This window comes from Nocardioidaceae bacterium (genome assembly GCA_018672315.1).
Classification (GTDB): Bacteria; Actinomycetota; Actinomycetes; order Propionibacteriales; family Nocardioidaceae; genus TYQ2.
The window spans coordinates 139,285-152,774 of the sequence record CP076053.1; the positions used below are offsets into that span (position 1 = coordinate 139,285).

General features: G+C 73.0%; 11 protein-coding genes. 3 read left to right on the plus strand and 8 right to left on the minus strand.

All coding sequences use genetic code 11. The features are described from left to right. Positions 1–94 precede the first annotated feature (94 nt). The 5 genes from KLP28_00680 to KLP28_00700 form a co-directional block, all read right to left on the minus strand. A complete protein-coding gene (locus KLP28_00680) occupies positions 95–1,405 on the minus strand; it encodes an MFS transporter (protein QWC86711.1) in 1,311 nt (436 codons plus the stop codon). 116 nt (positions 1,406–1,521) lie between these two features. Next, positions 1,522–1,716, minus strand: a complete 195-nt coding sequence (locus KLP28_00685; protein ID QWC85340.1) for a DUF3046 domain-containing protein — start codon at positions 1,714–1,716, stop codon at positions 1,522–1,524. 63 nt (positions 1,717–1,779) lie between these two features. After that, complete coding sequence (locus KLP28_00690; protein QWC85341.1) at positions 1,780–2,616, minus strand: ABC transporter permease; 837 nt, start codon at positions 2,614–2,616, stop codon at positions 1,780–1,782. Beyond that, positions 2,613–3,491, minus strand: coding sequence for an ABC transporter permease (locus tag KLP28_00695; protein ID QWC85342.1), 879 nt, complete (start codon positions 3,489–3,491; stop codon positions 2,613–2,615). The genes KLP28_00690 and KLP28_00695 overlap by 4 nt, the downstream gene beginning before the upstream one ends. After that, the gene (locus KLP28_00700; protein QWC86712.1) at positions 3,491–4,426 is read right to left on the minus strand and encodes an ABC transporter ATP-binding protein; all 936 of its coding nucleotides are present in this window, start codon (positions 4,424–4,426) and stop codon (positions 3,491–3,493) included. The genes KLP28_00695 and KLP28_00700 overlap by 1 nt, the downstream gene beginning before the upstream one ends. A gap of 140 nt (positions 4,427–4,566) precedes the next feature. Between KLP28_00700 and KLP28_00705 the strand changes: the two genes are divergently transcribed. Both KLP28_00705 and KLP28_00710 read left to right on the plus strand, forming a co-directional pair. After that, positions 4,567–9,192: an ATP-dependent helicase gene (locus KLP28_00705; protein QWC86713.1), complete on the plus strand. Its 4,626-nt coding sequence runs from the start codon at positions 4,567–4,569 to the stop codon at positions 9,190–9,192. Positions 9,193–9,207: 15 nt separating this feature from the next. Beyond that, positions 9,208–10,023 (plus strand): Fpg/Nei family DNA glycosylase, encoded by an 816-nt coding sequence (locus KLP28_00710; GenBank protein ID QWC85343.1) that lies wholly within the window; start codon positions 9,208–9,210, stop codon positions 10,021–10,023. Between the two features lie 12 nt (positions 10,024–10,035). Here KLP28_00710 and KLP28_00715 read toward each other — a convergent pair whose 3' ends face one another. Then, positions 10,036–10,371 carry a helix-turn-helix domain-containing protein gene (locus KLP28_00715; protein QWC85344.1) on the minus strand — a complete coding sequence of 112 codons (336 nt, stop codon included), beginning with the start codon at positions 10,369–10,371 and terminating at the stop codon, positions 10,036–10,038. A 220-nt stretch (positions 10,372–10,591) separates the two neighbouring features. Between KLP28_00715 and KLP28_00720 the strand changes: the two genes are divergently transcribed. Beyond that, a complete protein-coding gene (locus tag KLP28_00720; GenBank protein QWC85345.1) occupies positions 10,592–11,227 on the plus strand; it encodes a TetR/AcrR family transcriptional regulator in 636 nt (211 codons plus the stop codon). A gap of 46 nt (positions 11,228–11,273) precedes the next feature. Here KLP28_00720 and pgsA read toward each other — a convergent pair whose 3' ends face one another. Beyond that, entirely contained in the window at positions 11,274–11,930 is a 657-nt protein-coding gene (gene pgsA / locus KLP28_00725; protein ID QWC85346.1) for a CDP-diacylglycerol--glycerol-3-phosphate 3-phosphatidyltransferase, read from the minus strand. Then, entirely contained in the window at positions 11,927–13,474 is a 1,548-nt protein-coding gene (gene rimO / locus KLP28_00730) for a 30S ribosomal protein S12 methylthiotransferase RimO (protein QWC85347.1), read from the minus strand. Before rimO ends, pgsA begins: the two co-directional genes overlap by 4 nt. Positions 13,475–13,490 lie beyond the last annotated feature (16 nt).

Sequence of the window (13,490 nt, forward strand, 5' to 3'; positions counted from 1 at the left end):
TCCCGACACCCCTGACGATAGGCGAACACCTGTTCGATCTCGATCAGGTTCCGCCGCGTGTCGGCGTGCACCGCCGACGAGGGCGCCGACCCGGTCACCAGGCCGCGTCGGTCTCCTCGACGCCGTGACGCGCTGCCCGTCGCGCGACCTCCGCCGCCGTGGCCACCCCGCAGGCCAGGAACGCCGCACCGAAGGCCAGCGCCGGGAAGCCGAGCACGTCCACCACGACGCCTCCGAGCGCGGCGGCCACGGCCGCCCCCAGGTTCATCAGCAGGTCGGCCGCCCCCTGCACGTCGGTGCGGGACTCGTCCGGTGGCGTGGCCGCGGTCAGCAGCGTCGAGGCGGCGATCGTCGCGAAGGACCAGCCGAGCCCCAGCAGGAACAGGCCGAGCGTCAGTCCCGGCGAGGAGCCCTCCGGCGCCACTCCGCACAGCAGCAGCGAGACCAGCAGCACGGGGGTCGCCGCCGCCATCACGGTCGCGGCCCCGACGCGGTCCACGGCCGCACCGACCAGGGGCGAGAAGGCGAACATGCCGAGCACGTGCAGGCTGATGACCAGTCCGATGACACGCAGACCCGCCCCGCCGTGGTCCATGTGCAGCGGGGTCATCACCATCACCGAGACCATCACCGCGTGCGCGAGCGCGAGACCCGCGACCGCGGCGCGCACGGCAGGCAGCCGCTGCAGCAGGCCGACCACGCGCCGCACGGAGGAGGGCTCCCCCGCCACCCGATCCCTGCGTCGCGCCACCAACGCGGCCTCTTGCGCCACGTGCAGCGAGTCGGGACGGAGTCGCGTCGCGACCAGCACCCCCGCGGCCACGGTGGCCAGCGCCCCCAGCAGGTAGGGACCGGCCAGGGGCGGCAACCCGAGTGCCCGTGCCACCGACGGTCCGACGCCCGAGAGGTTCGGGCCGACGACGGCCCCCACGGTCGTCGCCCACACCACCAGCGACAGGTCCCGTGCCCGACGGGAGGGCACCGCGAGGTCGGTGGCCGCGTAGCGCGACTGGGCGTTGGCCGCCGTCACCGTGCCCAGCAGCAGGGTGCCCACCAGCAGCACCACGAACGAGGAGAGCGCTGCCGCGACCACGCAGAGCACGCCGCCGAGCGCTCCGACGGCGTACCCTGCCACGAGCCCGAGCCGCCGCCCGCGCGACCCCATGAGCTGGGCGAGCCACCACGACGCGAGCCCCGCACCGAGCACCTGGCTCGTCTGCGCCAGACCGGCCAGGGACTCCGACCCCGACACGTCGCGCGCGAGCAGCGACACCGCGGCGATTCCGATGGTGAGTCCCAGCCCGGCCAGCACCTGCGCCCCGACCAGGGTCCAGATCGTGCGGCGTTGCACCGCGGCCACACGCTCGGGCGGCCACCGCAGACCCCCGACGACCCCGGCCGCCATCCCGGAGCCGAGCGCCGCCCCCTCGCGGGCGACCGAGGCGCTGACGGCGCCGAGGAAGCGTCCGACACGCCCGGCCCGCTCACCGGGGCCAGGGCCCGTGGGGCCGGGCGTACGCATCAGCGCTCCCGGTCGGGCAGGTCCAGGTGGGACCAGACCGCGCGCCAGACGTCCTTGGCGTCCTCACCCTGGGCGAGCGCGTCGTTGACCGTTCGGCCGCCGAGCCCTGAGATGACCTGCGTGTCGGCCCACACCCCGGCGTACGTCTCCCCCAGGGCCTCCTCGAGGCGGGCCCAGAGCTCGGTGTGTCGCACGCGAGAGAGCGTACGACCCGGTTTCGAGACGCTCGGCTGGCGCCTCGCTCCTCAACCACCGGCTCAGCTGAGCAGCAGCCGCTCGAGGCGCCGCGAGACCGCCCACAGCGCCACCGCGCCCAGCACCAGCAGGTAGACCACGGAGATCAGCGACTCCACCCCGGGCGTGCCCGTCGTCAGCTCGCGGCAGAGCACCACGCCGCGGTAGAGCGGACTCCACTCCACGATCGGCTGCAGCCACCCCGGGAACGCCGTCAGCGGGAAGAACGTGGCGCTGAAGAGGAACAGCGGGAGGGTCACGAGGGTGACGTACTCGAGGTCGGAGAAGCTCTTCGCGTACGCGGTCGCCGTCATCGCGAGGCCGCCGAAGGCCAGTCCCACCATGATCGCCGCGGGCAGCGCCAGCACCGCCCACCACGAGCTGGTGAGACCGAGCACGACCATGGCGACGAGGAAGAAGGCGGAGTACATCGCACCGCGCAGCAGCGCGGACACGAGCTGCCCGGCGCCCACCGCGACCGGCGTCAGCGGGGTCGAGAGCTGCTGGGTGTAGACCTTGTCGAACTTGAGCCGGAAGAAGAAGTTGAACGACCCGTCCATCACCGCGCCGTTCATCGCGGCCGCAGCCAGCAGGCCGGGAGCGACGTACGCCGCGTAGTCGACCTGCTGCCCGTCGATGGTGAAGCCCTCGACGAGCCCGCCGACCCCGATGCCGATGCTCAGGAGGTAGAGCAGCGGCTCGGCGAGGCCGGTGACCACGACGTACCAGCGGGTCTGCGAGGCCTTGAAGTTGCGGGCGACCACCAGGCCGGTGCCCGAGAGCACGCGACCGGCGTACGAACCGGTGACGACCCTGCTCGTCGGCTCGGCCGGACCGGGCAGGGCGACGTCGGCGCTCATGCGACCATCCGCTTCGTCAGGCGCTTCGGCGCCAGCCAGGCGCCGAGGCCCGCGTACGCACCGAGCACCGCCAGGTTGACCAGGGCGAGACCGAGGGTCGCCTGGCCGAGGAACAGGCCGCGGGCCAGGTCGACGCCGTGCCACAGCGGCGTCACGTACGCCACCCACTCCACCGCGTCGGGCAGGTTCGCCACAGGGAAGAACGCGCCCGAGAACAGGAAGATCGGCACCATCACCAGGCGCAGGATCACCGTGAAGGACTTCTCGCTGGTCAGACCGGCGGCGTAGGCGTAGGTGGGCAGGCAGAAGGCGGCCGCGAGCAGCACCATCACCGGGAGCGCCAGCAGCGCCCCCCACCAGGAGACGATGACCCCGAAGGGCACGAGCACCGCGGTGAAGACCACGGCGGTGAGCAGCGCCCGCGCCAGGATCGAGACGACGTGGGCCAGCACCAGGTCGCCGATCTGCAGCGAGGTCGCCCACATGGCCCAGTACGCCTTCGACCACTTCGTCATCGAGAAGACCGGGAAGGTCGACTGGGTCATCGCCACCTGCATCACCTGTCCGGCGAGCAGCCCAGGAGCCACGAAGGCGAGGTAGTCAGGCGCTCCGTCCAGTCGCGCGGGGTCGCCGGTGACGAAGTCCCCGAGCAGCACCCCCATGGCGATCAGGAAGAGCACGGGCGCGACGAACGCGGTGGTGACCGTGCCGCGCCAGGAGCGCCGGTAGGTGATCAGCCAGTAGTCGGTCATGCGGGCCGCGCGCGCGACGGTGCCGCGCCAGCCGGCCTCGCCGGTGCCCGACGCGTCCGCTGCGCGCGACGCGTCCGCCGCGCGCTGCGCTGAGCCCGCCGACGGAGAGGTGTCCAGCGCCATCAGTCGACCAGCGTCCGGCCGGTGAGGGTCAGGAACACGTCCTCGAGCGTCGCCCGCCGCACCAGGGTCGATCGGGGCTCGAGGCCGGCCTCGGCGATGGCTCGCAGGGCGGCGTCGCCGTCGTCGGTGTAGACGAGCAGCCTGTCCGGGAGCACCTCGACCCGGGCCTCGACGCCCGAGGCCGCGGACACGGCCCGGCGTACGCCGTCGGCGTGCGCCTGCTGCTCGTCGATGCCGAAGCGGAGCTCGGCCACCTCCGGCGTGGCGTGGTCCTCGATGAGGCTCTTCGGCGACCCCTCGGCGACGATCTCGCCCTCGTCCATGACCACGAGCCGGTCGCACAGCTGCTCGGCCTCGTCCATGTAGTGCGTCGTGAGCACGAGGGTGACCCCCTGCTCCTTGAGCCGGTAGAGCTGGTCCCACAGCAGATGCCGGGCCTGCGGGTCGAGGCCGGTGGTGGGCTCGTCGAGGAGCAGCACGTCGGGCCGGTTGATGAGCGACCGCGCGATGGTCAGGCGACGCTTCATGCCGCCGGAGAGCTCGTCGACGAGGTTGTCCGCCTTGTCGGCCAGCTTCGCGAAGTCCAGCAGCTCGATGACCCGCTCGCGCACGACCTTGCGGGGCAGCCCGAAGTAGCGGCCGTAGACGTAGAGGTTGTCGCGCACGGTCAGCTCGATGTCGAGCAGGTCCTCCTGGGGGCACACCCCCAGGCGCGCCTTGACCCGCGAGGAGTCGGCCCAGGGGTCCATGCCCAGCACCGTCAGCTGGCCGGAGGTCACCGGCGAGATCGCCGAGATCATGCGCATCGTGGAGGACTTGCCGGCGCCGTTCGGGCCGAGGAAGCCGAAGACCTCGCCGCGGCGTACGTCGACGTCGATGCCCTTGACGGCCTCGAAGTCGCCGAAGCTCTTGCGGAGATCCCGCGCACGGACCATCACGTCGTCGTCGCGGCTGGAGGCCGCCGCGGGTGTTGCGTCTGTCAAGGAATGCGGCACGCCCCAACCCTAGAGTGGGCGGTGGAGGGACCGGACACTATGGGGACGTGAGCACCGCACCGCAGACCGCGCCCGCAGGCATGGAGGGATTCTCCCCCGCCACGCGTACGTGGTTCGCCGCCGCCTTCGCCGAGCCGACCCCCGCGCAGGTGGGCGCCTGGTCGAGCATCGCCGCCGGCAAGCACGCCCTGGTCGTCGCCCCCACGGGGTCGGGCAAGACCCTCGCCGCGTTCCTGGCGAGCCTGGACCGGCTGCTCACCTCCGAGCCGCCCGAGGAGAAGCTCGAGCGCTGCAAGGTCCTCTACGTCTCACCGCTGAAGGCGCTCGCCGTCGACGTCGAGCGCAACCTGCGAGCCCCGCTGACCGGCATCCGGCAGACCGCCGACCGGCTCGGTGAGACCGCGCGCGAGGTCACGATCGGGGTCCGCTCCGGCGACACCAGCGCGCAGGACCGCCGCCGCATCGCGACCTCGCCCCCCGACATCCTCATCACCACGCCCGAGTCGCTGTTCCTGATGCTGACGAGCCAGGCACGTGAGGCCCTCCGAGGGGTCGAGACGGTCATCGTCGACGAGGTGCACGCGGTGGCCGGGTCCAAGCGCGGCGCCCACCTGGCCCTGACCCTGGAACGCCTCGACGAGCTCCTGGAGAAGCCCGCGCAGCGGGTCGGTCTCTCGGCGACCGTGCGCCCGATCGAGGAGGTGGCGCGCTACCTCGGCGGGTCGGCACCCGTCGAGATCGTGTCCCCGACCTCGACCAAGCAGTGGGACCTGAAGGTCGTCGTGCCGGTCGAGGACATGGCCGAGATCGGGCAGGTGGTCGAGGACGACCTGGCCGGTCCCACGGCCGGCGCAGAGCGGCGTACGTCGATCTGGCCCCACGTGGAGGAGCGCGTCGCCGACCTGATCACCGAGCACGACTCGACGATCGTGTTCGCCAACTCCCGTCGTCTCGCGGAGCGGCTGACCGCACGCCTGAACGAGATCGCCGCCGAGCGCGCCGGCCTGGAGGCCGACCAGGCCGCGGCGACCCAGCCGCCGCTCGACGACGAGACACCCGACCGGCTCGACCCCACCCGTCCCGCGGCCGAGGCGCCCGGCCAGTCGGGCACCAGCGAGGGGGCGGCCCCGGTCATGGCCCGCGCGCACCACGGCTCGGTCAGCAAGGACCAGCGGGCGATCATCGAGGACGACCTCAAGCGCGGCCGGCTGCCGGCGGTGGTGGCCACCTCGAGCCTCGAGCTGGGCATCGACATGGGCGCGGTCGACCTCGTGATCCAGATCGAGTCCCCACCCTCGGTCGCCTCCGCCCTGCAGCGCGTCGGTCGCGCCGGTCACCAGGTGGGCGAGATCTCCGAGGGCGTGCTCTTCCCCAAGCACCGGGGTGACCTGGTGCAGACCGCGGTCGCCGTCGAGCGGATGCGTACGGGTGCCATCGAGGCGCTCTCGGTGCCGACGAACCCCCTCGACGTGCTCGCGCAGCAGGTCGTGGCCGCCTGCGCCATGGAGGAGTGGGACGTCGAGGACCTCTACGCCTGCTTCCGCCGGTCCGCCTCGTTCGTGTCGCTGCCCCGCAGCGTGTACGAGGCGACATTGGACCTGCTGGCCGGCCGGTACCCCTCCGACGAGTTCGCCGAGCTGCGACCCCGCATCGTCTGGGACCGTGTCGCCGGCACGCTCACGGGCCGGCCCGGTGCCCAGCGTCTCGCGGTCACCAGCGGCGGCACCATCCCGGACCGGGGCCTGTTCGGGGTGTTCCTCGTCGGTGAGAAGAAGTCCCGTGTCGGCGAGCTCGACGAGGAGATGGTCTACGAGTCCCGCGTCGGCGACGTCTTCGCGCTCGGCGCGACGAGCTGGCGGATCGAGGACATCACCCACGACCAGGTGCTGGTCTCCCCCGCGCCGGGCGTGCCCGGGCGGCTGCCGTTCTGGAAGGGCGACGCGCTCGGCCGGCCGGCCGAGCTGGGACGCGCCGTCGGCGCGTTCACCCGCGAGCTGGGGGCGATGAGGCCCGAGCAGGCGCGTACGCGGGCCCGTGAGGCCGGTCTCGACGAGTGGGCCTCGAACAACCTCGTGCAGTTCCTCACCGACCAGCGTGAGGCCACCCAGGTGCTGCCCACCGACCAGACGATCCTCGTGGAGCGCTTCCGCGACGAGCTCGGCGACTGGCGGCTGGTGGTGCACTCCCCCTTCGGCACTCCGGTGCACGCACCGTGGGCGCTGGCGATGAACGTACGCCTCCGCGAGCGCTACGGCGTCGATGCTCAGGCGACCGCCTCGGACGACGGCATCGTGCTGCGGATCCCCGAGACCGACGGCGACCCGCCCGGTGCGGACCTCATCTCCTTCGAGCACGACGAGATCGTCGACATGGTCACGAACGAGGTCGGCGGGTCGGCGCTGTTCGCCTCGCGCTTCCGCGAGTGCGCGGCGCGCGCGCTGCTGCTGCCCCGTCGTGACCCCGGCCGCCGTTCGCCGCTGTGGCAGCAGCGTCAGCGGTCGGCGCAGCTGTTGGAGGTCGCGAGCCGGTACCCGTCCTTCCCGATCATCCTGGAGACGGTGCGCGAGGTGCTCCAGGACGTCTACGACGTGCCCGAGCTGGTCACGCTGATGAAGCAGGTCGGCAACCGCGAGGTGCGCATCGTCGAGGTCGAGTCGCGTCAGCCCTCGCCCTTCGCCCGCTCCCTGCTCTTCGGCTACGTCGCCCAGTTCGTCTACGAGGGCGACTCCCCTCTCGCCGAACGTCGCGCGGCGGCGCTGACGCTCGACCAGGGGCTGCTGGCGGAGCTGCTCGGTCGCGCCGAGCTGCGCGAGCTGCTCGACCCCGAGGTGCTCGTCGAGGTCGAGGCCGAGCTGCAGCGGCTGGTGCCGGAGCGTCGCGCGAAGGACCGCGAGGGCGTCGCGGACCTCCTGCGCCTGCTCGGTCCCCTCAGCCTCGAGGAGGTCGCCGAGCGCTCGGTGCCCCTCGAGGACGGCGGGGAGCCGTCGGTCTGGCTCGAGGAGCTGCGTACGGCCCGCCGTGCCGTCGTCGCCCGCGTCGCCGGTGTCGAGCGGTGGACGGCGGTCGAGGACGTCGCCCGACTCCGCGACGGCCTCGGCGTGCCCGTGCCGCCCGGCACACCCGCGGTGTTCGGCGAGGCCGTCGAGGACCCGCTGGGCGATCTCGTCGCCCGCTTCGCGCGTACGCACGGCCCGTTCACCGCCCCCGACGTCGCCGAGCGATTCGGGCTCGGCGTCGCCGTGGTCACCCAGACGCTCCACCGGCTCGCCGCCTCGGGGCGGGCGATGGAGGGCGAGTTCCGCCCCCACGGTGCCGGCAGCGAGTGGATCGACCCCGAGGTGCTGCGGCGCCTGCGCCGCCGCTCGCTGGCGCGCCTGCGCAAGGAGGTCGAGCCGGTCGAGCCGTCGACGCTCGGACGCTTCCTGCCTGGCTGGCAGCAGGTCGGGTCCAGGCTGCGCGGTGCCGACGGTGTGCTCGCCGTGGTCGACCAGCTCGCGGGCTGCCCGGTGCCGGCGTCGGCACTCGAGTCGTTGGTCCTGCCCGCGCGGGTGAGCGACTACTCCCCCGCCCACCTCGACGAGCTCACCAGCGCCGGCGAGGTCATCTGGTCAGGACACGGATCCTTGGCCGGCAACGACGGCTGGGTGTCCCTGCACCCGGCGGACCTCGCGCACCTGACCCTGCCCGAGCACGGCACCTACGACGACACACCGCTGCACCGGACGCTGCTCGAGGTGCTGACCGGCGGCGGCGCGTACTTCTTCCGTCAGCTCGCCGACGCCGTCGCCCGTCACAGCGAGGGCGAGCTCCCCGAGGACGCCGCGCTCACCTCGGCGCTGTGGGACCTGGTCTGGGCCGGCCACGTCGGCAACGACACGCTGGCGCCGCTGCGCGCGCTGACGCAGACGGGGCGTACGTCCCACAAGAGCCGACGCCCTCCCCCGCGCGCCCGGGCAGCGCGACCGGGTCGCATGGGTCGGCCGGGTCGCGGGGACGGCCCGCGGATGCCCTCACGCACGGGTCCGCCGGAGACGGCCGGTCGGTGGACGCTGCTGCCGGAGCGGGAGGAGGACGCGACCCGCCGTGCCCACGCCTCGGCGGAGTCGCTGCTCGAGCGGCACGGCGTGGTCACCCGCGGCGCGGTGGTCTCCGAGCGCATCCCGGGTGGCTTCGCCGGGGTGTACGGCGTGCTGTCCCGCTTCGAGGAGACCGGTCGCTGCCGCCGCGGCTACTTCGTCGAGGGTCTCGGCGCCGCACAGTTCGGCACGGCCGGCGCCGTCGACCGGCTGCGTACGTTCGGCGAGCCCGCGGACGTCAAGCCCGGCACGGCACCGGCGGCCGTCGCGCTGGCCGCGACCGACCCGGCCAACCCGTACGGCGCGGCGCTCGGCTGGCCCGAGCGTCCCGACGGCGGCCATCGTCCGGGACGCAAGGCGGGCGCCCTGGTGGTGTTGGTGGAGGGTGAGCTGGCGCTGTACGTCGAACGCGGCGGCAAGACGCTCCTGACCTACGGCGAGGAGTCGGGCCACACCGCGGCGGCGGTGCAGTCGCTCGGCGAGGCCGTACGCCGCGGTCAGCTCGGCAAGCTGACCGTGGAGAAGGCCGACGGCGCCTCGATCCTCGGCGAGGAGACCGCCACCCTGCGCGAGGCGCTCACCGGCGCCGGATTCGTGCTCACCCCGCGCGGCCTTCGGCTGCGCGGCTGATCAGGGGACGCCGGAGTGCCCGAGGGCGACACCGTCTGGCGCAGCGCACGGTCCCTGGACCGGGCGCTGAGCGGTCACGTGCTCACCGGGTGCGACCTGCGGGTGCCGGCGCTGGCGGACGTGGACCTCGCGGGGCAGACGGTCCACCGTACGCTCGCCCGCGGCAAGCACCTGCTCACCCGGATCGGGGTCCACACCCTCCACACCCACCTGCGGATGGAGGGCTCGTGGCACCTGCACCGCACCCCGGAGGTCGCGTCCGGTGCCGACCGGTGGCGGCGACCGGCGCACCAGGTGCGGGCCGTGCTCACGACCGACGCGTGGCAGGCGGTCGGGCACAGCCTCGGCGTCGTGGAGCTGCTCCCCACCTCCGCGGAGCACGAGGTCGTCGGCCACCTCGGCCCCGACCTGCTCGACGCCGACTGGGACGCGGCGTGCGTCTCCGAGGCGGTCCGCCGACTCCGACAGCGGCCCGACCGGCCCCTGGTCGAGGCGTTGCTCGACCAGCGCAACCTGGCCGGCATCGGCAACATGTACGCCGCCGAGCTCGCATTCCTCCACGGCCGGGATCCCCTCACACCGGTCGGCGACGTCGAGGACCTCGACCGCCTGGTGGACCGCGCGCGCCGGGTGCTCCTGGTCGGTGCGCAGGGCACCAGCCAGTCGACCACGGGCAGCACGCGGCGCGGTGAGACCCACTGGGTCTACCGCCGGGACCGACAGGCGTGCCGGCGGTGCGGCACCCGGATCAGGGTCGGGATGCGACGCGATGCCGACAGTCCTGAACGTGGCGAGCGGGCGAGCTACTGGTGCCCGACCTGCCAGCGTTGAACCGGCTCGTGCCTACGCTGCGGCGACGACGTCGCCGTCGATGTCCTTCACGGGCTCGATCGTGAGCGGCACGGGCACGGTGACGGTCGCGTCGACGGCGGCGGCCAGCTGCGTCTCCTCCGCGGTCACGAGGTCCCCGACCTCACGGAGCACGTCGCCGAGACCCACGTCGAGCGCGTCGCACAGCGACGCGAGCAGCTCCGAGGACGCCTCCTTCTGGCCACGCTCCACCTCGGAGATGTAGCCCGTCGAGACCCTCGCCATGGCGGAGAGCTCGCGCAGCGTGAGGGCCCGCTCGAGCCGCGCGGCACGCAGCACGGTCCCGAGGTGACGTCGTACGAGCACCATGCTGACCTCCTTCGGCGGACACGGCGGGTGATCTGCTGCTGACAACACCGCTCCGGCCGTCCGTGTTCCTTCGGTGTTCCCTCGGTGTTCCTCGGGGACGCCGACCGTCGCGCTGCGGAGGGCCAGCGTAGCCAACGGTGCGGCGATCCCGTCGCGCTGTGGGCAAGACCGCGTGCCCGAGGACAGCCGGGTCGGGTGAATTTTCGGTACGGTTACTTCCGTGTCAACCACTTCTCGCGTGAACCCGACGGCCGCCGCCACCCCCAGCCCTCGCCGGGCCCGGGTCCGTCCCCTGCGCGCGGACGTGCGCGAGGGGGTCCTCGCCGCCGGCCGCGACGCGTTCCGTGAGCTGGGCTACCACGGTGCCTCGCTCGACGGCATCGCGCGACGGGCCGGCTTCTCCAAGGGTGCGGTCTACTCCAACTTCGACTCCAAGGAGAGCCTCTTCCTGGCCTGCATGGACGTCGAGATGAAGGAGCTCGGCGACAAGCGCCGCGAGACCACGAGCACCACCGACACCGATGCCTACTTCCGCGACCTCGCGACCTGGCTCCTCGGGATCGCCTCCGACGGGCGCGGGCAGCGCGCCTTCACCGAGTTCGCGGCCTACGCCGCCCGCGACGCCGAGCTGTCGGCGCGTCTGGTGGAGGTACGCCGGCCGTTGACCGAGCGCACGATGCACACGCTCGCCGCCGTCGCCCAGGAGCAGGGCCGTGACCTCGCGGTCTCCGCCGCCGACGCCGCCGCGATGGTGCTCAGCCTCGCGAACGGTCTCTCCCTGGAGCAGATCGGCCGCGAGGAGCCCGTGATGACCGTCGACGGTCTCGCGACGCTGCTCCGCGCGCTGTACGTCTGAGCGGGCCCCTGGCTGCCCCTGCCCGCCCTGGCCTGCCCTGGGCTGCTCAGGACTGCGCCGGCACCCCGTCGCCGTCGACCCGGCGACCGCGCACGACCTGCCGGAAGAACTGGGCACCCGACACGATGGTCATGACGACCGCAGCGGCCATCAGCGCGACCGCGACCCACCAGGCGATCAGCCCGGGGACCTCCCACGCACCGTCCGCCAGCCGCAACGGCATGAGCAGGCCGGCCAGCGCCATGGACTGCAGCACCGTCTTGATCTTTCCGAGCTTGTCGGCGGCGATGACGACGCGGCGGCGTACGGCCATGCGGGTGACGGTGACGGCCAGCTCACGCACGATCACCACGACCGCGACCCACGCGAACAGCTCGTCGATGACCGCGAGCCCGATGAACGCCATGCCCGTCAAGGCCTTGTCGGCGACCGGGTCGGCGATCTTGCCGAAGTCGGTGACCTGACCGCGGCTGCGCGCGATGTCGCCGTCGAGCTTGTCGGTGTACATCGCGAGCGAGAACAGCAGCACGGCCAGCCAGCGCCACCCCACCGAGTCGCCGCCGTCCTGCAGCAGCACCCACCCGAAGACCGGCACCACGACGATGCGCGAGGCGGTGAGGACGTTCGGCAGGTTCCAGTTGCTCGGCGAGGTCGCCCGGTCTGCGGGACCCGACGCGGACGTGTCGGTGCGCGTGTCGGTCATCGGTCGCCTCCCTCGGTCAAGACGGCGACCAGGTCGATCCCCGCTGCCTGCTCCACCCGTGCGGCCACGATGTCACCGATCCGGGGTGGCGCGCCGGAAGGCACCTGCACCGTGACCGAACCGTCGACCTCGGGGCCCTGGTGGGCCGCGCGCCCCTCGAGCGAGCCGTCGTCGCCGATGCTCTCCACGAGCACCTCGACGACCTCACCGATGCGCTCCTCGGCCCGTTGGGCGGTCAGCTCCTCGACGAGGTCCGAGACGTGCGCCGCCCGCGCGGCGATCTCGTCCTCGTCGAGCTTGCCGTCGTAGCCGGCCGCTTCCGTGCCGTCCTCGTCGGAGTAGCCGAACACCCCGGTGGCGTCGAGGCGCGCGGCGACGAGGAAGTCGCAGAGCGTCTCGAGGTCCTCCTCGGTCTCACCGGGGAAGCCGACGATGACGTTGGAGCGTACGCCCGCCTCCGGGGCCAGGTCGCGAACCTGCCCGAGGAGGGACAGGAAGGAGTCGGGGTCGCCGAAGCGACGCATGCGGCGCAGCAGCGGACCGCTGGCGTGCTGGAAGGAGAGGTCGAAGTACGGCGCCACCCCTGGTGTGGTGGCGATGGCACGCACCAGGCCGGGGCGGGTCTCGGCCGGCTGCAGGTAGGAGACGCGGACCCGCTCGACGCCGTCGACGGCAGCGAGCTCGGGGAGCAGCGACTCCAGCAGCGTCAGGTCGCCGAGGTCCTTGCCGTAGGAGGTGGAGTTCTCCGAGACCAGGAACAGCTCCTTCGTGCCCTGCTCGGCGAGCCAACGGGCCTCGGCGACGACGTCGGTGGGCCGCCGGGACACGAACGAGCCGCGGAAGGAGGGGATGGCGCAGAACGCGCAGCGTCGGTCGCAGCCGCTGGCCAGTTTCAACGGCGCCATGGGACCCCTGTCGAGGCGTCGGCGCACCGCGCGGGGCCCGGAGGCGGGGGCGAGGCCGGTCGGCAGGTCCGGCGCGGCGGGGACGAGAGGGTCCTCCGCCTGCTGGTGGCCAGGGATCGCCACGCCTGCGGCGCCCGCCCGGTCGACCGGTGAGATGGGGAGCAGGCGGCGTCGGTCGGACGGCGTGTGCGCCTGGTGGGACTCACCCGCGACGATCGAGCGCAGTCGTGCGGCGATGTCGGGGTAGTCGTCGAAGCCTAGGACCGCGTCCGCCTCCGGCAGCGACGCCGCGAGATCCGCCCCGTAGCGCTCCGCGAGACAGCCGACCGCCACGACCTGCTGCGTGGGGCCGCTGCCCTTGAGGTCGGCAGCGGCCAGCAGCGTGTCGACCGAGTCCTTCTTGGCCGACTCCACGAACCCGCACGTGTTCACCACGACGGTCTGCGCGCTGTCGGGGTCGTCGACCAGCGTGAAACCTCCAGCCTCGAGGCGCCCCGCCATCTCCTCGCTGTCGACCTCGTTGCGGGCGCAGCCGAGCGTCACGATGGCGACGCTGACGGGTGCGTGCGCCCCCGAGGAGTCGAGGGTCTCCGAGGCGGGACGCGACGGAGCGGGGGACGAAGGCAGGGAGTTCGACATCTGAGTGCCGAGTATG